This window comes from Halorussus amylolyticus, from assembly GCF_004143485.2.
Lineage (GTDB): Archaea > Halobacteriota > Halobacteria > Halobacteriales > Haladaptataceae > Halorussus > Halorussus amylolyticus.
The window spans coordinates 29,636-47,879 of sequence record NZ_RXOB02000022.1 but is presented as its reverse complement, the minus strand read 5'-3'; the positions used below and the strand labels follow the sequence as shown (position 1 = coordinate 47,879).

Genomic DNA, 18,244 nt, shown 5'->3' with positions numbered 1-18,244 from the left:
CCGGAGAGCCAAGAGAATGAGAGTCGAGCAACTCGATTTGTCGGAGTGGGAATCGGCGCTACCGAGCGACGGCTTCGAGGTGTTCCACCGGCCCGAGGCGCTGGAGGTCGTCGCGCGACACACCGACGCCGAGATGAAGCTGTTCGGCGGTTTCAAGGGCCAACAGCCCATCGCGCTCCTGCCCGTCTTCGTCCGGCGTAGGTCGGTCGGAACCGCGGTCACGTCGCCGCCGCCGGGACTCGGCATCCCGCGACTCGGACCCATCCTGATGCCGACCAGCCCCAAGCGACGAAAGCAGGAGAAAGTCAATCAGGAGTTCACCGAGGGGGTGTTGGCGCAGGTCGGGACCGACCTCGGTCTCGACGAGCGACTCGCCAGCGCGGGCGTCGAGTCGCCGATGGCCGAGTCGGTCCTCGACAGACTCGACGTGGACTCGCGGCTGACCCTCTTTCGGATGATTTGTAACGCCGACTACGCCGACCCCAGGCCGTACTCGTGGGGGAACCTCGGGGTCGAACCCAACTTCACGTACTTTCTCGACCTCGAAAGTCGGGACACTGAGGACGTTCGCAAGTCGTTCTCCAAGAGCCTCCGGCGGGAGATTCGGGACGCCGAGGACCTCGACGTGACCGTCGAGACCGAGGGGCTGTCGGGCGCTCGTGACGTGTTCCGGGCGACTCAGCGTCGGTACGCCGAACAGGACGAGCCGTTTTCGCAGACGTGGGCGTACGTCAGGGAGCTGTTCGACGCGCTCGGCGACCGGTCGCGGGCGTACGTCGCGCGCGACGGCGACGGCGAGTATCTCTCGGGAATCACCGCGCTCTACTCGAACGACGTCGCCTACTTCTGGCAGGGCGGCGCGAAGGCCATCTACGAGGGGACCGCGGTCAACAGCCTCATCCACTGGCGACTCATCGAGGACATCATTGAGGACCCGCCGGTCGAGTCGGTGACGACCTACGACCTGATGGGCGCGAACACCGAGCGTCTGTGTCGGTACAAGGCGAAGTTCGGCGCGGACCTCGTGCCGTACTACGTGGTCGAGTCGCCCGGCGCGGCGATGAACGTCGCCAAGCGCGCGTATCAGTTGGTTCAGTAATCGGTCTGCGAGCGCGAGAGAAGTGGAGGACTCGCTTCCGACGGCCTAAATCATCGCGGCGATTTCGACCGCGGCGTCGGATTTCATCCACGCGCGGTTGTTCCGAGTGTCGTAGAGGACGACTTCGCCGAGTTCGTCGCTGAACGCGACGTAGCGGTCTGTTTCGGGGCGGTTCCGGTCGCGGTTGTTGTCGCTTTCGTACTTCGAGGTCATTGGACGTGCCCACTGCGGTTGGGTAAGTGGGTCTCTATGCGGAACTCGGGACCCGACGTTGATAAGGGTTAGCATGACGGCCGATGTGGGCGGTTTCGACCGGCCGGATTCGACCGGGACGAGACTGTCACGCGAGCGTCCGGTCGAGATAGTACTCTAAGAGGCGAAGCCTGCTCTCGGCGCTCGTCGCCTCCGCCAGCGGTACGTCTCGGAGTTCGTCGGTCGAGTAGTCGCTGAACTCCGCCAGTGGTTTCGAGTCGTGGTCGTCCTGTTGGATATTCTCCGCCGCGACGCTCTTCCACATGAAAAGCGTTCGGAGAGCATCCGTGTCGGCGTCACCCAACATCAAATCGCCTATCTCTCCGAGCGTCTTTGCGGCGGCTTGGTCGTCGAGACGCGGCAGTTCCTCGGCTTCACGGGGTTCAACCATGAGTATCATCTGATACTCTCTCCCGCGCATATTAATCTCGCGGGTGGCTGCCAACTGTTCGAATTCCATTCGAAAAGTAGTATCTCGGGCGGAGCCATTGACGTGGGTTTAAACGCGATGGCGAGCAAGCCACGGGTATGACCGACGACGCTCACGCCGACGCCGGGTGGTTCGAGGGGGTCGGCCCCGACGACCCCGAGGCTGGCGCGGCCCGAATCCGGGAGGGGCGGGCAGACGCGCCCGCCGACTGGCCCGAACAGGCGGTCGAATCCGGGTTTGCCGACGACGAGACCGACTACTACGCGAAGCTCCACGACGCGGCGGTTCGTGCCTCGCGCGAGGCCGCGGCCGAGCGCGAGCAGGCGGGCGACCAGCAGTTGGTCCACGCGATTCGGGCGATGGACGACCTCGACGCGCAGGCGAACGAACTCGCAGAGCGCGTGGCCGAGTGGGCCGGAAGCCGGTATCCCGACGCCGGGACGGGCATCGAGTACGCCCGCGAACTCGCGGGTCGCGACCCCGCCTCGCCCGTGGAGGAGCGACTCGTCTCGCTCGCGAGACGAGTCGCGGACCTCGCCGACGAGTCCGACGCGCTCCGAGCGTTCGTGGAGCGCGAGACGCCCGAGGTCGCGCCGAACCTGTCGGCGTTGGCCGGGCCGATACTCGCCGCCCGACTCATTTCGCTCGCGGGCGGACTCGACGCGCTGTCGAAACAGCCCGCGGGGACGGTGCAGGTCCTCGGCGCGGAGGACTCGCTGTTCGCCCACCTCAAGGGCCACGCGTCGTCGCCGAAACACGGCGTCATCTTCACCCACGAATACGTCCGCGGGACCCGCCCCGAAAAGCGCGGGTCGGCGGCCCGGACCCTCTCCGGAAAGCTCGCCATCGCGGCGCGGGTGGACTACTACTCGGGCGACCGCAAGCCCGAACTCGACGCCGAACTCCGGAAGCGAATCGACCGGATTCGAGGCGTCGAAACGGATCACGACAACGAAGGGAGTGACGGCGACGAAGGAAGTGACGGCGACGAAGGAGGTGCGGGCGAATGACTCCCGACCTTCCCGATGGCGTCGAACGCCGTACGTTCGACGGCCGGGAGCGACTCGCGACCCGCGGCGACCCTGTGTACGGCGAACCCACCGACGAGGGGTGGCGAGTCTGGGACGCCGGGCGGTCGAAGCTCGGCGCGATGGTCGAACTCGGGCTGGACACCGGTCTCGCCGGCGGTGAGACCGCGCTCTACCTCGGGGCGGCGAGCGGCACCACCGTCAGCCACGTCGCCGACTTTGGAGGCCCGACCTACGCAGTCGAGTTCGCACCTCGGCCCGTCCGCGACCTGGTCGGAGTCGCCGAAGACAGGCCGAACCTATTCCCCCTGCTGAAGGACGCCCGGAAGCCCGAGACGTACGCCCACGTCGTCGAGTCCGACGTGGACCTGCTCGTCCAAGACGTGGCGACTCGCGGGCAGGCCCGCGTCGCGGTTCGAAACCGGGAGTTCCTCGCCGACGACGGCCGCCTGCTGGCGGCCATCAAGGCCCGGAGCGAGGACGTGACCCGCGACCCCGACGACGTGTTCGCCGACGCGCTCGCCGACCTGGAGGAGTCCTACGAGGTGCTGGAGACCGAGCGACTCGAACCGTATCACGACGACCACCTCGGCGTGGTGGCGCGGCCGCTGTAGTCCGAGGAAGGAGGCACTGCGGCCGAAACCGCCCGCGCTTGCCGGGTTCCAGAAGTATTTACTCCGACCGTTGCGAACACCCGGGAGATGGACTCGGGTTCGGCTACGAATTTCACGGAGTTGGGGACGCTGGGCATCGAGGAGGAGTTCTTCGTCGTGGACGACGACGGTCGCCCGACCGCGGGGACCGACGACCTCGTCTACGACCGCGACCCGCCCGAGATACTGGAGGGGCGACTCGACCACGAACTGTTCAAGTGCGTCATCGAGACCCAGACGCCGAAGATAGCCCGCCCGAGCGAGGCCCGCGAGAATCTGCTCGCGGTCCGGTCGGCGCTGGTCGAACACGCCGAGGCGGGCGGCTACCGTATCGCGGCGGCGGGTCTCCACCCGGCCGCGAAGTGGCGCGAACTCGAACACGCCGAGAAGCCGCGATACCGCGCGCAACTCAGCCGGATTCAGTACCCCCAACACCGGAACACGACCGCGGGGCTTCACGTTCACGTCGGCGTTGACGACGCCGACAAGGCGGTCTGGATAGCCAACGAACTCCGGTGGTACCTGCCGGTGATGCTCGCGCTGTCGGCGAACTCGCCGTACTGGAACGGCTTCGACACCGGCCTCCAGTCGGCGCGCGCCAAGATTTTCGAGGCGCTCCCGAACACCGGGATGCCGACCGACTTCGACTCCTACGACGACTTCGCGGCGTTCGAGGACACGATGCTCCGGACGAACGCCATCAACGACCGGGGCGAACTCTGGTACGACGTGCGCCCCCACACAGGCCACGGCACGGTCGAAGTCCGAAGCCCCGACGGGCAGGCCGACCCCGAGTACGTGCTGGCGTTCGTGGAGTACGTCCGGGCGCTCGTGATGGACCTCGCCGAGCGCTACGACGACGGCGAATCGGGCTACCGCCATCGCCGGGAGTTGCTCGACGAGAACAAGTGGCGGGCGATGCGCTACGGCCACGAGGCCGCGTTCATCCGTCGGGACCGCGAGGGCGAAATCGGTCTCGGCGAGGTCGTAGACCGGGAGTGTGACCGACTCGGCGTCTCGGGGATTCGCGAGATGTACGACGACGAGAGCGGGGCGTCCCGCCAGCGCCGGATTCTCACGGCCGAGGGCGCGGGCGCGCTCTACGAGTCGCTCCTCGTCGGACAGTCGTAGCCGATTTTCACTCACCTGTAAGCAAGGTTTTTACCCCGCGACGGCTTTTGTCCCCGTAGAAAGGACATGTCCGACGAGAATCCAGACGACCGAGACGAGGATGTCGCCGTCGAGGACGACGAGAGCGAGACAGTCACCGACTCGGTCGCGGTCGGAGAGGGGGAAGACGACGGAGACGCCGACGAGCGGGACGTTCCAATCGAGGAGGGTCGTAAGCGACTCGACAAGGGGCGCGAACGCCTCGAAGAGGAAGCCGACAAGGCCGTCGACCAGTTCGACCAAGGAATCGTGGATTTGCTGTCGTGGGTGCTCGACACTGACACCCGTGCGCGCATCTACGTGTACCTCCGCAAGCACCCTCACAGCACGAGCGAGGAAATCGCCGAGGGGACCGGCCTGTATCCGAGTACGGTCCGCGAGTCGCTCGCCGAACTCCACGACGAGGGGAACGTCGAGCGCCGCAAGCGCGAGAGCGAGGGCGCGGGCAACAACCCCTACGAGTACACCGCCATCGCGCCGAGCGAACTCGTCTCGGGCATCGTCGGCCAGATTCAGGACGAACTCAACACCGTGTTCAACCTCGACGACCACCTCGAACCCGCCGACGAGACCGCCGAACCCTCCGAACCGGTGAGCATCCGAGTCGAGGACATCGACGAGGAGCGCAACGACGACCGCGACGACGAGTGAAATCCCGGCCGACGCCCCCGTTCCGAAGGCACTAAGCCGCGGGGTGCCCTTCGCCGGGGTATGAAGGTTGCCCTGGGCGGGACCTTCGACCCGGTCCACGACGGCCACCGCGCGCTGTTCGAGCGCGCGTTCGAACTCGGGGACGTGACGGTCGGACTCACGAGCGACGACCTCGCGCCGGAGACCCGCCACGTGGACCGATACGTCCGGTCGTTCGACGAGCGCAAGCGGGACCTCGAAGCCGAACTCCGAGCCATCGCCGACGAACACGGCCGGGAGTTCGAGGTCAGAGAGCTGACCGAACCCACGGGCATCGCGACTGAACCGCAGTTCGACGCGCTCGTGGTCTCGCCCGAGACGACCGACGGTGCCGAGCGAATCAACGACCTTCGCGCCGAGCGCGGCCACGACCCGCTCGAAGTCGAGGTCGTGCCGCACGTCCACGCCGAGGACGGCGACATCATCTCCAGCACCCGCATCGTGAACGGCAAAATCGACGAACACGGCAACCTCACGCCCGACCGTGAGGGCCGGACCGCCGCACGCGAGTAGACGAGACGGACCCGAAGATGTCCACGAACGCGGCGCAGAAAAATGACCGCGAAGTGAAGAATATTTTACCAGGAGAGAGCGGAATCCTAACTTATATATTGCCATTGTAGAAACTATCGGAGAATGACCCGGTGGTCGCGAGGTATCTCTCTGGTCGGCGGTCTGTTTATCGTGTTTGCGGCAGGACGAACCACGTTCGTCGTCGCGGACGGCGGCGGACTTCTGGCTCCGTCTATCGACTACGTTCTGACGAGCGTTCCGGGCCTGCTGATTCTGTACGTGGGGTTCTGGCTCCCCGAATCCGAATTGGACGTGGGGCTGTACCCGCGCGTGCTGGCGTGGTGTCTCGGCGGAATCGGGGTGATGTACGGCTTCATCATGCTTCGAGTGCTACACCCCGGCGTCACGGTGGAATTTACGGCCGGAACGCGAGCGATTGCGCTGGCGCTCGGGTCGATTGGCGGCATCGGAATCGGTCTCAGCGAAGCGCGGGCCATCACCCAAGCGCGCGAACTCGAACGCCGAAATGACGAACTCAAAGAGCGCGAGCGCGAACTAGAGCGTCAGAACGAGCGACTCGACAAATTCACCAGCATCGTGGCTCACGACTTCCGAAACCCTCTCAGCGTGGCTCGGGGACGGCTCGAACTCGCCAGAGAGGAGTGTGAGAACGACCACCTCTCGACGGTCGCGCGCGCTCACAAGCGGATGGGCGCGCTCATCGACGACATCCTGCTGGTGGCGCGCGACGAGGAACCGACTACGAATCTCGCGCCGGTCAGTCTCGCGGAGACGGCGCGACAGGGGTGGGAAATCGTGGCGACCGCCGACGCCGACCTCCGAGTAGAGACCGACCGCGTCGTCGAAGCCGACGAGAGCCGACTCCAGCAACTGCTGGAGAACCTCGCGCGGAACGCAATCCAACACGGCGGGCGCGAGGTCACGGTCACGGTCGGAGACCTCGACGACCCGACCGGCTTCTACGTCGAGGACGACGGGCCGGGCATCCCCGAGGAGATTCGCGAGGAGGTGTTCGACTACGGCTTCTCGTCGGACGCGGACGGAACCGGGTTCGGACTCGCCATCGTCGAGCGCGTGAGCGACGCCCACGGCTGGACCGTCGAAGCGACCGAGAGCGCGTCGGGCGGAGCGCGATTCGAAGTAACAGGGGTCGAACTCGGAGCGTAGGTCGGCCGGAGTCGTGGGAGCGCGGTCGGTGACCGCGCTACCACGACGGCGGCTGAAGCCCGGCTTCTTCGAGGAGCGTCTTCCACCGCTGTTGGATGGTCAGCCGCGAGACTCCGGCGGCGTCGGCGACCGCACCCTGCGAGCGCTGGTCGCCCGCGATGAGCGACCCGGCGTAGAGGCTGGCCGCGACCACCGCGCGCTTCGAGTCGTCGCTCTCGTCGCCGTCCCACTCGGTGACGGTCGAGAGAAAGAGGTCGGTCGCGCGCGAGCGGGCGGCAGTGTCGAGGTCGAGACGGTCGGCGGTTCGCTGCAGCTCGGCGAGCCAGCGCTCGTTTTCGACGTGGTCGCGCGCTCGATACACGCGCGAGGGTAGTGTCCCATCCTACATAAACGCTCGCAGAGAACGACAGTTTCTTGTCTCCGTCGCGGGAATCTCAGAGCGCGCGCGGGTTGCCAAGCCAGGCCAACGGCGTAGCGCTTAGGACGCTATCCCGTAGGGGTCCGCCGGTTCAAATCCGGTCCCGCGCATGAGCGAACGAAGTGAGCGAAGAGCAGGGGCGGATTTGAACCCTGCAAGTCGCACGCCCGGAACGGCGCGAAGCGCCGCATGCCCGGACCGTCTTGCTTCGGTTCAAATCCGGTCCCGCGCATTTTTGCCGCGAGCACCACAGCGAGCAGTTCATCTGCTCGCAAAAACGTGAGCGGCAAAGTCGTATCGGTTAGGATTTGAACCCTGCCAGAGGCAGCCCGCGCAACGCAGTGAGCAGGAACCTCTGGCTCCGGTTCAAATCCGGTCCCGCGCATTCTCAGCGTGAACAACACGCTCCGACGGGAGATACTCGCCGGAAGCGACTTCCGATGTCTCTCCGCGAACGACTTCCCTGTGAATTGTCAACAATGAACAGAACCCACACCGAACAGAGGCCGTGAGACCGGAATCGAAGGGGTCGGAAACACGGTCTGCCGACAGATATCCCCGCAAACCTTTTCTCCGGTCGTTGAGTCGTTTCGGGTAATGATTGACGCGAGCGAACTCTTGGGGGACATCGTCGCGGATGCCGACGCGATTTTCCTGTTCTCGCCGAGCGGGTCCTACTACGACCGATACGCCGACATCGACGCCGGCGTTGACCTCGTGGTCGTGGGGGTGGAGAACACCGTGGGTGCCGACTCGTTCGTCGAACTCCCGCTGGAGTTCGACAACGTGAAAGAGCGAATCAAGTTCGGCATCGAGGGCGCGATGGAGCACGGACTGGTCGAGGACGGCGACGTCGTGGTCTGCACCACGAATCTGTTCGAGGAGGGCACCGACACGGTCACGCGAGCGCGGGCGAGCGAGTCCATGCAGTCGGGCGTCTACGACCTGTTCGCCAACTCGCGGGCCGACCCCGGCGTCATCCGCGACGTGTTCGACGTGGCCGTCGAACTCGGCAAGAAGGGCCAAAAGGGCAAGCCGGTCGGCGCGCTGTTCGTCGTGGGCGACGCGGGCAAGGTGATGAACAAGTCCCGCCCGCTGTCGTACAACCCCTTCGAGAAGTCCCACGTCCACGTCGGCGACCCCATCGTGAACGTGATGTTGAAGGAGTTCTCGCGACTCGACGGCGCGTTCGTCATCAGTGACGCGGGGAAAATCGTCTCGGCGTACCGCTATCTCGAACCCTCCGCCGAGGGCGTCGATATCCCAAAGGGTCTCGGCGCGCGCCACATGGCCGCGGGGTCCATCACCCGCGAAACGAACGCGACCGCCATCGTGCTCTCCGAAAGCGACGGGATGGTCAGAGCGTTCAAGGGCGGTGAACTGATTCTCGAACTCGACCCGGAGGAGTACTGATGGTGCCGCTGCAGGTCGATTGGACGGTCCTCCTGCGCGACGAATTTCCGTACGTCCTCGCGCTCCTCATCCTCCTCCTCGGCGGACTGGCGGGGTACGTCATCGGACGCCTGAACGAGCGCCTCCTGATAGCCGCCGGAGTCCCCGACGCTGTCGAGCGGACGCCGTTCGAGCGCACCGCCCAGAGCCTCGGGACCGACACCGTCTCGCTGGTCGCACGACTGAGTTCGTGGTTCATCTACGGCGTGGTGGTCCTCATCGCGCTCAACGTCGCCGAACTCCTGAACGCGCGGCTGTTCTGGGAGGGCGTCCTCCGATTCATCCCCGACCTGTTCATCGCCATTCTCGTGTTCATCGTCGGCTTCGTCGTGGCCGACAAGGCCGAACTGGTCGTCAGCGAGCGCCTCCGGTCGGTCAAGCTTCCCGAGGTTGGCATCATCCCGCGAGTTGTCAAGTACACCATCGTCTACCTCGCGGCGCTGGTCGCGTTCGGGCAGGTCGGCGTCCAGACCGTGGCGCTGTTGATACTCCTCGCGGCGTACGTGTTCGCGGCCGTCCTCCTCGCAGCGGTCGCGTTCTGGGACCTCCTGCGGTCGTCGGCCGCGGGCGTCTACCTCCTGTTGAACCAACCGTACGGCATCGGCGACGAAGTTCGAGTCGGCGACGACCGCGGCATCGTCCAGGAGGTGGACGTGTTCGTGACCCGCATCGAGAGCGACGGCGAGGAGTACATCGTTCCCAACAGTCGAGTGTTCGAACAGGGCGTCGTCCGCATCCGGAACTGAGATGCCCGGAACGCCCGACCCCGTCCTCGGAAGCGACGCGCTCACGCTCGCGGTCGCGTGCGCGTCGGGGGCGCTCGCGACCGCAGTTCCGCACGTGCTCCGCGAGCGCCTGCCCGCGCCGTCGCGAGTCGCGCTCGTCGGCGGTCTCGGGTACGCCGCCGCGTGTCTGGCCGCGTGGGCGGGCGCTCGGTTCGCGACCGGCGCGTGGGCGACCGCGACGCCTCGAATCTGGGCGCTGGTGATTTCGGCCGGTGTGGTCGTCCTGAGCGCGCAGGCCGCGATTCCGTACTACCTCTACGCCCGGTGGCGACTCGTCGGCCCGCTCGCGGGACTGTTCGCCGTGACTACGCTCGTCGTAGACATTTTCCTCCACGTCCGGGGCGAGACCGACCCGCTCGGACTCTACGCGCTGTTTTTCGGCCCGGTCGTAGTCGTCACCATCGGCGTCCTCGGCGCGGTAGAACTCGGCGTCAGGCGCTTCGTGAGCCGACGAAACACCGAATAGCGGTCAGTCGGGCGATTCGTCGCTCCCCATCGGTTTGGCGGGCACGCCAGCGACCGTCTCGCCAGGCGGCACGTCTCGAGTCACGAGCGAGTTCGCCGCCACGCTCGCACCCGCGCCGATTTCGACGCCCGGAAGCACGATTGCGCCCGCGCCAATCATGGCGCGCTCGCCCACGACCACCTCGCCCGTTCGGTACTCGTCCTGCAGAAATTCGTGACAGAGGAGGGTCGCGTCGTAGCCGACGATGGCGTGGTCCTCGACCGTGACGAGTTCGGGCCAGAACACGTCGGGCGTCGATTCGAGGCCCCACGAGACACCCTCGCCGACCGTCACGCCGATGGACCGGAGGAGAACATTTTTGAGCTTCAGACTGGGCGAGATTCGCGCGAGGACGATGACCGCGTAGTTCAGCGCGACCCGGAGCGGGTGCTTGGCGTCGGGCCACGACCGGAGCGAGTTTCCGGGACCCGGCGTGGCGTGGCGCTCGATGCGGTCGTGGCGGCGCGTCTCGTCGGTCACGTCCGGAGTTTCGCGGGGTTCGGTCTTGAAAGTAGTTGGTCGGACTTCGGATTACTCGTACGCGTCGATAATCTCGAAGTAGGGAGTCAGTTCCTCGACGGTTTCGGTGAGTTCGACCCGACTCTCGGCGGGGTCGTAGCACACGACCCCCGAGTCGGCGAGTCGCGGGAGGTGCTTGTGGTGGAGCGCGGCCGCGGTCCGCTCGCGCTCGTCGGCCGTCACCGTCGAGGGGTCGGTGCACTCGTCGCGCGCCACGGTTTCGGCCGCGAGGTCGCCTAACTGCACCGACCCGTCGGCGCTCCGGAGCGCGGAGAGCGCTCGCCGACGCTCGGCGTCGGCGAGCAAATCGAACACCCGGTCGGTCGTGAGCGACTCGGAGGAAGCCCCGTCTGGCATGGGCCGGAAAACGGCCGAACTACCCTTTGTTATGTCTCGACTTCGAGAGAACAGGCGTCGCCTATCGGCCGCGATTCGCGGCCGATAGGCGACCCAATTCACGAGCGTCGGGTTCGCTCGTCGCGAGCTACTCCCTACGAACTACTCGCCGCGAATTTCGGCCATGTGGTCGATTCGGCGCTGGACGAGGTCGGCCGTACCGATGTCGTGGCGGACGTGGAGGCCCTCGTCGCCAGCCACCGCGAGCGCGTCCTCGGCGATTTCCTCGGCCTCGGCGATTGTATCGGCGACGCCCACGACCGCGAACGCGCGCGAGGTGGTGGTGTAGATGCCGTCGTCACGCTCGTCCACGCTGGCGTAAAAGAGGATGGCGTCCCCGGCGTTCTCCTCGGTGACTTCGATTTTCGCGCCCGCCTTCGGGTCGGTCGGGTAGCCCTCGGGAACCCCGTACTTGCAGACGGTCGCCTTCGGGGCGAAGGAGAGTTCGGGGAGCGACTCGTCCTCGCGGGCCGCCACCAGCACGTCGAGGAAATCGGTGTCGAGGACCGGCAGGGTGTTCATCGCCTCGGGGTCGCCGAACCGGGCGTTGAACTCCACGACCTTCACGCCCTCGGCGGTCAGCATGAACTGGCCGTAGAGGACGCCCTTGAAGCCCTCTAAGGCTTCGACGGTGGCCTTCAGCACCTCGACTGCCCCGTCGTAGTCCTCGTCGTCCATGAACGGCAGGGCGAGTCCCGAATCGCTGTAGCTTCCCATTCCGCCCGTGTTCGGCCCCTCGTCGCCCTCGTAGGCGCGCTTGTGGTCTTGGATTGCGGGAGTCACGCGGAGGTCGCCGTTCGCCACGAGCGCCTGAACGGTGAACTCCTCGCCGACGAGGCGCTCTTCGAGGACCACGCGGTCGTAGTCCGACTCGCGGAGGTACGCCTTCGCCTCCTCCTTGGTAATCTGGTCGCCCGTGACCCGAACGCCCTTCCCGCCGGTGAGACCCGCCGGTTTCACTGCGAGGTCGCCGTCGTACTCGTCGATGTACTCGCAGGCGGCCTCCATGTCGTCGAACGTCTCGAAGTCGGGACATCCCGGAACGTCGTGTTCGCGCATGAACCGCCGCTGAAACGCCTTGTCGGTCTCGATGCGGGCCTCGTCGGCGTTCGGCCCGAAGGCGTAGATTCCGGCGTCGTCGAGCGCGTCGGCGACTCCGGCCGCGAGCGGTCCCTCGGGACCGACGACCGCGAGAGTCGCGCCCACGTCCTCGGCGTAGGCGACGACTGCCTTGGGGTTCGTGGTCTCCAGCGTCTCGAAGCCGTCTGCGAGGCCCGCGATACCGGGATTTCGGTTGCCCGCGCAGGCGTAGAGGGTCGCGTCGCTCGCGTCGAGCGCGCGTGCGATTGCGTGTTCGCGCCCGCCGCCGCCGACCAGCAGGACTGTCTCGGTCATGGTCGAGAGAAGTAGGCATGGGAGTGTAAATGTTGCTCTTGGGAATCGAGGAAGTATGCAAGAGTGTGTATTAGATGTGTTTTCGGAGGCGGTACAATCCACGGGACGCACCGTGGGAGCCGGGCTCCCACGAGCCTCGCTTCGCGTCGTTCAGCGAGACGCCGCGCGTTCGGTCGCGCCTACGGCGGCGCGACCGACCGCGCACGCCGTCGGAGCACGCTCCGACGAGCCTGCGTTCGCTTCGCTCACGCAGACGCGGGGAGGCACAGGGCGCGGTGCTGTGCAGTGCGGTGTTCATATGTACCGGAGGTAGCTAGCGTTGTCGTCTCTTTGGTATCTCTCTCGTTGCTTCGGCTTGCTTCGACACCTCATCTCTCACGTCGAAATCACGGATTCCATCCCACGAAACTGATTCGCATGGTTCCGGCTCACATAGCTTTTTGCTCGACTGTCGAAGTTAGAGGGTATGGAAAACGCTCCGGATATGAAAGACGCCTCGAATACGAACCACGCCTCGAACTCGGAGTACGCGGTGGCGGCCCGAATGGACGTGACGGTGGCGATGCGCGACGGCGTTCGCCTCGCCGTCGATATCTACCGGCCCGCCGACCCCGAGACGGGCGACCCAATCGAGGACCCGAAGCCCGCGCTCCTCGAACGCACGCCGTACGACAAGCGCGACCCGACGCGGGTCGAGAAGCACGGCCGATGGTTCGCTCGGAGGGGGTACGTCGTCGCCATCCAAGACGTGCGCGGCAGGTACGAGAGCGAGGGCGAATTCTACCTGCTCAAGAACGAGGCCGAAGACGGCGCGGACACCGTCGAGTGGCTCGCCGAACGAGACTACTGCGACGGGCAGGTCGGGACCATCGGCACCTCGTACGCGGCGTGGACCCAGTCCGCGCTCGCCACCCAGGACCCCGACGGACTCGCCGCGATGTTCGTGAATCAGGGCGCGGCCAACGGTCGGAAAGCAACTCTGCGACACAACGGCGCGGTCGAACTCCGGTGGGCGTGCTGGGCGCTCGCCTACGGCGGCGGGTTCGCCAAGCGCGCGCTCGGAGACTCCCGCGTCCAAGAACTCCTCGCCAACGTGGACACGGGCGAACTCCTCGAAAGCGGTCCGCTCCATCCCGGTCAGTCGCCCCTGCGGCACATCCCGAACTACGAGGAGTGGGTGTTCGACTTCCTCACGACCGGGGACGCAGACAGCGACCTGTGGCAGTCGCCGAGCCTCAACTTCGAACGATTCCGCGAGGAGAGCGCGGACGTGCCGACTGTCTACGCGGGCGGGTGGTACGACTCCTACGCGAAGGCGACCTGCGACAATTTCGTGGCGCTCGCAGACCGCAAGGAGAGCGACCACTTCCTCCTGATGGGTCCGTGGACGCACGGGTCCGGTGAGAAGTCGTGGGGCAAAACGTACTCCGGCGAAGCCGAGTTCGGCGAGGCCGCCACGAAAGATTACCAAGAGACGCGGCTCAGGTTCTTCGAACACTACCTCAAAGGCGAGGAGACGTGGACCGACCAGCCAGCAGTCGAGTACTTCCGAATGGGCGGCGGTGGTGGTGACGGCGACAGTGGCGGCGACAGTCGCCGAGTACAGAGAGAGCGTATCTTCCACGGCGGCGAGTGGCAGGACGCCGACGACTGGCCACTTCCCGACACGGAGTATACGAGATTCTTCGCGCACGCGGACGGGACGCTCGCGCGCGAGCGTCCCGACGCCGACGACTCGGCCACGACGTACGAATTCGACCCCCGGAATCCGGTGCCGACCATCGGCGGCAACTGCTCGTCGTACGTGACCTTCGAACAGCGCGAGGAGTCGCTGTTCGAGTACCCGCTCGAAAAGCGCCACTGGTACAGCGTCACCGGGCAGGGCGGCTACGACCAGCGTACCGGCGAGGAGACGGTGGGTGCGAGCGCCCCCTACGGCCCGCTCGAACAGCGCGACGACATACTCGTCTTCCGAACGCCGCCGCTCGAATCGGCGGTCGAAATCGCCGGACCGATTCGAGTCCGGGTGTACGGTTCGACCGACGCCGCCGACACCGACTTCACTGCGAAACTCATCGAGGAATACCCGCCTTCCCCGGAGTTCCCCGAGGGCTTCGCGCTGAATCTCTCGGACTCCATCTGCCGGGCCAGATACCGGGGCTACCGCGACCACCCCGACTTCGTCGAACCCGGAGAAGTCTACGAGTTCTACATGGAACCGTACCCGACCGCGAACACCTTCGGGGCGGGCCACCGGATTCGACTCGATATCTCGTCGTCGAACTACCCACGATTCGACGTGAATCACAACACAGGCGGACCGCTGTACGGGGATAGGGAGTACGAGGTCGCGCGAAACACGGTCTACCACGAGAAGGAACATCCGACTCACGTCGAACTCCCGGTTCGGCCGCGGGAGTAGTTCGGCTACGAGAGTAGTCCGACCGCGATACCGAACCCCGAGTTTACGTGTCCGAAACGCTTCGGTTCACGCATGACCGACTCCGAGACAGACCCCACCGACCGAAACCGACTCGACGAGGAGGAGAGCCCGTATCTCCGCCAGCACGCCGACAATCCGGTGAACTGGCAACCGTGGGACGACGGCGCGCTCGACGCCGCCGAGGAGCGCGACGTGCCCATCTTCCTCTCGGTCGGCTACTCGGCGTGTCACTGGTGTCACGTCATGGAGGAAGAAAGCTTCGAGGACGAGGAAGTCGCCGAAGTCCTCAACGAGAACTTCGTCCCCATCAAGGTGGACCGCGAGGAGCGCCCGGACCTCGACAGCATCTACCAGACCATCTGTCAGGCCGTCACGCGCCGGGGCGGGTGGCCGCTGTCGGTGTGGCTCACCCCAGACGGACGACCGTTCTACGTCGGCACCTACTTCCCGAAGGAGGCCAAGCGCGGCCAACCCGGATTTCTCGACCTGCTCGAAAACATCGCCGGGTCGTGGAGCAACGACGACGACCGCCGGGAGATGGACCGCCGGGCCGACCAGTGGACCGACGCCATCGAGAGCGAACTCGAATCCGTGCCCGACCCCGGCGAGACGCCGGGCGACGACCTGCTCGAATCCGCCGCCGACGCCGCGGTCCGGAGCGCCGACCGCGAACACGGCGGCTTCGGCACCGGCCAGAAGTTCCCCCAAGCCGGGCGCGTCCACCTCCTTCTCCGGGCCGCCGACCGGACCGGAAACGAGGAGTACCGCGACGTCGCGACCGAAGCCCTCTCGGCGATGGCCGACGGCGGCCTGTTCGACCAGTTGGGCGGCGGCTTCCACCGGTACACCGTGGACCGCGAGTGGGTCGTCCCCCACTTCGAGAAGATGCTGTACGACAACGCCGAGATTCCGCGCGCGCTCCTCGCCGGGTATCAGGTCACGGGCGACGAGCGATTCGCCGAAGTCGCGTGCCGAACATTCGAGTTCATCGAGCGCGAGATGACCCATCCCGAGGGGGTCTCCGAGTCGCACTCGGAGTCTCGCGGGACCTCGTCCCGCGGTGGGTTCTACAGCACCCTCGACGCCCAGAGCGACGGCGAAGAAGGGAAGTTCTACGTCTGGACGCCCGACCAGATTCGCGAGGCCGTCGCCGACGACGTCGCTGCCGACCTGTTCTGCGACAGGTTCGGCGTTACGGAGTCCGGGAATTTCGAGGGCAAGACCGTCCTCACGGTGAGCGAGACGATTCCCGGACTCGCCGACGAGTACGAGATGGACGAGTCCACGGTTCGGGACCGCCTCGAAGACGCCCGCGGGCAGGTGTTCGAGGCGCGCGAGGAGCGGGTCCGACCCCGGCGCGACGAGAAGGTGCTGGCAGGGTGGAACGGCCTCATGATTTCGGCGCTCGCAGAGGGCGCGCTCGTGCTGGACGACGGCGAACGGTGGGCCGACCTCGCGGGGGGTGCGCTCGAATTCGTGCGCGGACACCTCTGGAACGCCGACGAGGGGCGACTGTTCCGCAGATTCAAAGGTGAGGATGTCGCAATCGACGGGTATCTCGAAGACTACGCCTTCCTCGCGCGAGGCGCGCTGAATCTGTACGAGGCGACCGGTGAGGTCGAACATCTCGGGTTCGCGCTCGACCTCGCGCGAGCAATCGAGGCGGAGTTCTGGGACGCCGACGCCGGAACAATTTACTTCACGCCCGAACGCGGCGAGGAACTGGTCGCGCGACCGCAGGAACCGCACGACCAGTCCACGCCCTCCAGTCTCGGCGTGGCGGCCGACACCCTGCTCGCGCTCTCTGCGTTCCAGTCCGACGACAGCTTCGAGGAAATCGCCGAGCGCGTCCTCGAAACGCGAGGGCAGGCGATACGCTCGAACCCGCTCCAGCACGCCTCGCTCGCGCTCGCGGCCGACCGCTACGCCCGCGGGTCGCTCGAAGTCACCGTCGCCGCCGAGGACCTCCCCGAATCGTGGCGCGACGAACTCGCCGACCGATACCTGCCGACCCGTCTGCTGTCGGTTCGGCCCCCGACCGGCGAGGGCCTGTCAGCGTGGCTCAGCGAACTGGGTCTGGACGAAGCGCCGCCGATTTGGGCAGACCGCGACCGACGCGAGGACGCGCCGACCGCCTACGTCTGCCGAGGATTCGCGTGTTCGCCGCCCGAGACCGACCTCGCGACGGCGCTCGACTGGGCCGAGACGCGGGAGTGAGAGAACGACGAGAAGAGTGCGCGTGAGAACGAGCGCGGCCTACTCGCGCGGAACCGCGATGTTCCGCATCGCGCCGCCGCACTCCGGACAGAGTCCGGGGAAGCCCTCGGTTCGCTCGCGGTGCAGGCAGTCGCTGCATTCGTACGTCGCTCGGGTCGGTTCGTGGGAGTCGGTTCTGACCATACGCGGTCGGCGTCGAACTCCGCATTAATCGTTGCCCTAATTCGATACGGGCGGTTACTAGACATGTAACCACATATGTATTCTCCAGATGCGTCCCGAGCGGTACGAACGTTTATCACCGAGACGCGGAAACCGTACACCGAATGACCACACGGAGCTCCGACCGTCGGGGGGACGGCTCCGAGCACAACCCCTCTGACCCGGCCGCCGACACCGACTTCCGCGACCTGCTTCGCGGGCTGAAAGCCGACGGCTGTAATCTGCTCGTGGTCGGCGACGCGCCGCGACACCTGTTCACGTGCGCGAGCGCGAGCCTGCTCGGCAGCGCCGACGAGCCGCGATACCGGCTCCTCGCGATTACCGACGCGAGCCCCCAGAGCGTGGTCGAGCGACTCCCCGACCCCGAGGAGATGCCCACCTCGTTCGAGGAGACGACCCGAATCGTCAACCACGCGTCGCCGCCCCGGTCGATTACCGGCGACGCCCACTCCCCGTCCGAACTCCCCGGCGTCTCGGAGACTCGCGTCGTGGACCCCCAGCTCGCGGGGCTGCAGGCCCAACTCGCAGAGGCGATGGCGGCGTTCGGTCGGCACGCCGGCGGCCTGCGCCCCGCCGAGCTTCGAGTCGGCGTCGATTCGCTCGACGCGCTGTTCGAACACTACGACGAGAGCGTCGTCCGGCGGTGTCTCCGGGTCGTCACGGGCTACGTGGACGACTACGACGCGATGGGTCACTACGTCCTGCCGAAACCGTTCGCGAGCGACCGCGCGCGGTCGCTCGCGACCGAGTTCGACGCGGTGGTCGAGATTCGGGCGGTGGACCCCGCCAAGCACGACCACGACGCAGAAGAGCGATGGCACGCCCCCGACCGCGGGCTGACGACCGACTGGATGGCGCTGTAAATTCAC

At 66.2% G+C, this 18,244-nt stretch carries 20 protein-coding genes and 1 tRNA gene; 14 read left to right on the top strand and 7 right to left on the bottom strand.

Features of this window, described 5'->3' with window-relative positions:
* The first annotated feature begins 16 nt into the window (after positions 1–16).
* Positions 17–1,099 (top strand): GNAT family N-acetyltransferase, encoded by a 1,083-nt coding sequence (locus tag EKH81_RS16415; RefSeq protein WP_132060416.1) that lies wholly within the window; start codon positions 17–19, stop codon positions 1,097–1,099.
* 45 nt (positions 1,100–1,144) lie between these two features.
* Here the strand turns inward: EKH81_RS16415 and EKH81_RS16410 are convergent, their stop codons facing one another.
* Together EKH81_RS16410 and EKH81_RS16405 are read right to left on the bottom strand one after the other, a co-directional pair.
* Entirely contained in the window at positions 1,145–1,312 is a 168-nt protein-coding gene (locus EKH81_RS16410; protein WP_162224659.1) for a DUF7331 family protein, read from the bottom strand.
* A gap of 127 nt (positions 1,313–1,439) precedes the next feature.
* The gene (locus EKH81_RS16405) at positions 1,440–1,811 is read right to left on the bottom strand and encodes a hypothetical protein (RefSeq protein ID WP_162224658.1); all 372 of its coding nucleotides are present in this window, start codon (positions 1,809–1,811) and stop codon (positions 1,440–1,442) included.
* A 68-nt stretch (positions 1,812–1,879) separates the two neighbouring features.
* Between EKH81_RS16405 and EKH81_RS16400 the strand changes: the two genes are divergently transcribed.
* From EKH81_RS16400 to EKH81_RS16375, 6 genes are all read left to right on the top strand, one after another.
* Entirely contained in the window at positions 1,880–2,791 is a 912-nt protein-coding gene (locus tag EKH81_RS16400; RefSeq protein WP_132060412.1) for an NOP5/NOP56 family protein, read from the top strand.
* On the top strand, positions 2,788–3,423 hold the full coding sequence (locus EKH81_RS16395) for a fibrillarin-like rRNA/tRNA 2'-O-methyltransferase (protein ID WP_132060410.1): 636 nt from the start codon (positions 2,788–2,790) through the stop codon (positions 3,421–3,423). Before EKH81_RS16400 ends, EKH81_RS16395 begins: the two co-directional genes overlap by 4 nt.
* Positions 3,424–3,510: 87 nt before the next feature.
* On the top strand, positions 3,511–4,593 hold the full coding sequence (locus EKH81_RS16390; protein WP_132060408.1) for a glutamate--cysteine ligase: 1,083 nt from the start codon (positions 3,511–3,513) through the stop codon (positions 4,591–4,593).
* Between the two features lie 66 nt (positions 4,594–4,659).
* Positions 4,660–5,283: a winged helix-turn-helix domain-containing protein gene (locus EKH81_RS16385; RefSeq protein WP_132060406.1), complete on the top strand. Its 624-nt coding sequence runs from the start codon at positions 4,660–4,662 to the stop codon at positions 5,281–5,283.
* Positions 5,284–5,343: 60 nt separating this feature from the next.
* Entirely contained in the window at positions 5,344–5,835 is a 492-nt protein-coding gene (locus EKH81_RS16380; RefSeq protein WP_132060404.1) for a phosphopantetheine adenylyltransferase, read from the top strand.
* 123 nt (positions 5,836–5,958) lie between these two features.
* Positions 5,959–7,023, top strand: coding sequence for a sensor histidine kinase (locus EKH81_RS16375; RefSeq protein ID WP_132060402.1), 1,065 nt, complete (start codon positions 5,959–5,961; stop codon positions 7,021–7,023).
* Between the two features lie 37 nt (positions 7,024–7,060).
* Here EKH81_RS16375 and EKH81_RS16370 read toward each other — a convergent pair whose 3' ends face one another.
* Positions 7,061–7,384, bottom strand: coding sequence for a transcription initiation factor IIB family protein (locus EKH81_RS16370; RefSeq protein WP_132060400.1), 324 nt, complete (start codon positions 7,382–7,384; stop codon positions 7,061–7,063).
* A gap of 82 nt (positions 7,385–7,466) precedes the next feature.
* Here EKH81_RS16370 and EKH81_RS16365 point away from each other — a divergent pair.
* The 4 genes from EKH81_RS16365 (at position 7,467) to EKH81_RS16350 (ending at position 10,144) form a co-directional block, all read left to right on the top strand.
* Positions 7,467–7,551 (top strand) — tRNA-Leu (locus tag EKH81_RS16365).
* A 487-nt stretch (positions 7,552–8,038) separates the two neighbouring features.
* Positions 8,039–8,854 carry a diadenylate cyclase DacZ gene (dacZ, locus tag EKH81_RS16360; RefSeq protein WP_132060398.1) on the top strand — a complete coding sequence of 272 codons (816 nt, stop codon included), beginning with the start codon at positions 8,039–8,041 and terminating at the stop codon, positions 8,852–8,854.
* Positions 8,854–9,639: a mechanosensitive ion channel domain-containing protein gene (locus EKH81_RS16355; protein WP_132060396.1), complete on the top strand. Its 786-nt coding sequence runs from the start codon at positions 8,854–8,856 to the stop codon at positions 9,637–9,639. Before dacZ ends, EKH81_RS16355 begins: the two co-directional genes overlap by 1 nt.
* Position 9,640: 1 nt before the next feature.
* Positions 9,641–10,144 (top strand): hypothetical protein, encoded by a 504-nt coding sequence (locus tag EKH81_RS16350; protein WP_132060394.1) that lies wholly within the window; start codon positions 9,641–9,643, stop codon positions 10,142–10,144.
* A 3-nt stretch (positions 10,145–10,147) separates the two neighbouring features.
* Here EKH81_RS16350 and EKH81_RS16345 read toward each other — a convergent pair whose 3' ends face one another.
* The 3 genes from EKH81_RS16345 to purD all read right to left on the bottom strand — a co-directional run bounded on the left by EKH81_RS16345 (position 10,148) and on the right by purD (position 12,493).
* Positions 10,148–10,663 (bottom strand): acyltransferase, encoded by a 516-nt coding sequence (locus EKH81_RS16345; protein WP_132060392.1) that lies wholly within the window; start codon positions 10,661–10,663, stop codon positions 10,148–10,150.
* Between the two features lie 51 nt (positions 10,664–10,714).
* Positions 10,715–11,059: a DUF7344 domain-containing protein gene (locus EKH81_RS16340; protein ID WP_132060390.1), complete on the bottom strand. Its 345-nt coding sequence runs from the start codon at positions 11,057–11,059 to the stop codon at positions 10,715–10,717.
* Positions 11,060–11,200: 141 nt separating this feature from the next.
* A complete protein-coding gene (gene purD / locus EKH81_RS16335) occupies positions 11,201–12,493 on the bottom strand; it encodes a phosphoribosylamine--glycine ligase (RefSeq protein WP_132060389.1) in 1,293 nt (430 codons plus the stop codon).
* Between the two features lie 466 nt (positions 12,494–12,959).
* Between purD and EKH81_RS16330 the strand changes: the two genes are divergently transcribed.
* Together EKH81_RS16330 and EKH81_RS16325 are read left to right on the top strand one after the other, a co-directional pair.
* Positions 12,960–14,915 (top strand): CocE/NonD family hydrolase, encoded by a 1,956-nt coding sequence (locus EKH81_RS16330; protein ID WP_238392220.1) that lies wholly within the window; start codon positions 12,960–12,962, stop codon positions 14,913–14,915.
* 72 nt (positions 14,916–14,987) lie between these two features.
* A complete protein-coding gene (locus EKH81_RS16325; protein ID WP_132060387.1) occupies positions 14,988–17,153 on the top strand; it encodes a thioredoxin domain-containing protein in 2,166 nt (721 codons plus the stop codon).
* Between the two features lie 39 nt (positions 17,154–17,192).
* On the opposite strand, the gene EKH81_RS16320 is transcribed toward EKH81_RS16325, so the two are convergent.
* Positions 17,193–17,336 (bottom strand): rubrerythrin-like domain-containing protein, encoded by a 144-nt coding sequence (locus EKH81_RS16320; protein WP_132060385.1) that lies wholly within the window; start codon positions 17,334–17,336, stop codon positions 17,193–17,195.
* A 143-nt stretch (positions 17,337–17,479) separates the two neighbouring features.
* Here EKH81_RS16320 and EKH81_RS16315 point away from each other — a divergent pair, with 143 nt between their 5' ends.
* Entirely contained in the window at positions 17,480–18,238 is a 759-nt protein-coding gene (locus EKH81_RS16315; RefSeq protein ID WP_132060383.1) for a DUF7504 family protein, read from the top strand.
* Positions 18,239–18,244: the final 6 nt, after the last annotated feature.

Excerpts from the sequence above, each read along its gene's own strand:
- EKH81_RS16330 (WP_238392220.1), top strand. The coding sequence starts at position 12,960 with ATGGAAAACGCTCCGGATATGAAAGACGCCTCGAATACGAACCACGCC.
- EKH81_RS16325 (WP_132060387.1), top strand. The coding sequence starts at position 14,988 with ATGACCGACTCCGAGACAGACCCCACCGACCGAAACCGACTCGACGAG.
- EKH81_RS16395 (WP_132060410.1), top strand. The coding sequence starts at position 2,788 with ATGACTCCCGACCTTCCCGATGGCGTCGAACGCCGTACGTTCGACGGC.
- EKH81_RS16385 (WP_132060406.1), top strand. The coding sequence starts at position 4,660 with ATGTCCGACGAGAATCCAGACGACCGAGACGAGGATGTCGCCGTCGAG.
- EKH81_RS16340 (WP_132060390.1), bottom strand. The coding sequence starts at position 11,059 with ATGCCAGACGGGGCTTCCTCCGAGTCGCTCACGACCGACCGGGTGTTC.
- EKH81_RS16315 (WP_132060383.1), top strand. The coding sequence starts at position 17,480 with ATGACCACACGGAGCTCCGACCGTCGGGGGGACGGCTCCGAGCACAAC.
- EKH81_RS16410 (WP_162224659.1), bottom strand. The coding sequence starts at position 1,312 with ATGACCTCGAAGTACGAAAGCGACAACAACCGCGACCGGAACCGCCCC.
- EKH81_RS16400 (WP_132060412.1), top strand. The coding sequence starts at position 1,880 with ATGACCGACGACGCTCACGCCGACGCCGGGTGGTTCGAGGGGGTCGGC.
- EKH81_RS16390 (WP_132060408.1), top strand. The coding sequence starts at position 3,511 with ATGGACTCGGGTTCGGCTACGAATTTCACGGAGTTGGGGACGCTGGGC.
- EKH81_RS16355 (WP_132060396.1), top strand. The coding sequence starts at position 8,854 with ATGGTGCCGCTGCAGGTCGATTGGACGGTCCTCCTGCGCGACGAATTT.
- EKH81_RS16405 (WP_162224658.1), bottom strand. The coding sequence starts at position 1,811 with ATGGAATTCGAACAGTTGGCAGCCACCCGCGAGATTAATATGCGCGGG.
- dacZ (WP_132060398.1), top strand. The coding sequence starts at position 8,039 with ATGATTGACGCGAGCGAACTCTTGGGGGACATCGTCGCGGATGCCGAC.
- EKH81_RS16415 (WP_132060416.1), top strand. The coding sequence starts at position 17 with ATGAGAGTCGAGCAACTCGATTTGTCGGAGTGGGAATCGGCGCTACCG.
- EKH81_RS16350 (WP_132060394.1), top strand. The coding sequence starts at position 9,641 with ATGCCCGGAACGCCCGACCCCGTCCTCGGAAGCGACGCGCTCACGCTC.
- EKH81_RS16380 (WP_132060404.1), top strand. The coding sequence starts at position 5,344 with ATGAAGGTTGCCCTGGGCGGGACCTTCGACCCGGTCCACGACGGCCAC.
- purD (WP_132060389.1), bottom strand. The coding sequence starts at position 12,493 with ATGACCGAGACAGTCCTGCTGGTCGGCGGCGGCGGGCGCGAACACGCA.
- EKH81_RS16375 (WP_132060402.1), top strand. The coding sequence starts at position 5,959 with ATGACCCGGTGGTCGCGAGGTATCTCTCTGGTCGGCGGTCTGTTTATC.
- EKH81_RS16320 (WP_132060385.1), bottom strand. The coding sequence starts at position 17,336 with ATGGTCAGAACCGACTCCCACGAACCGACCCGAGCGACGTACGAATGC.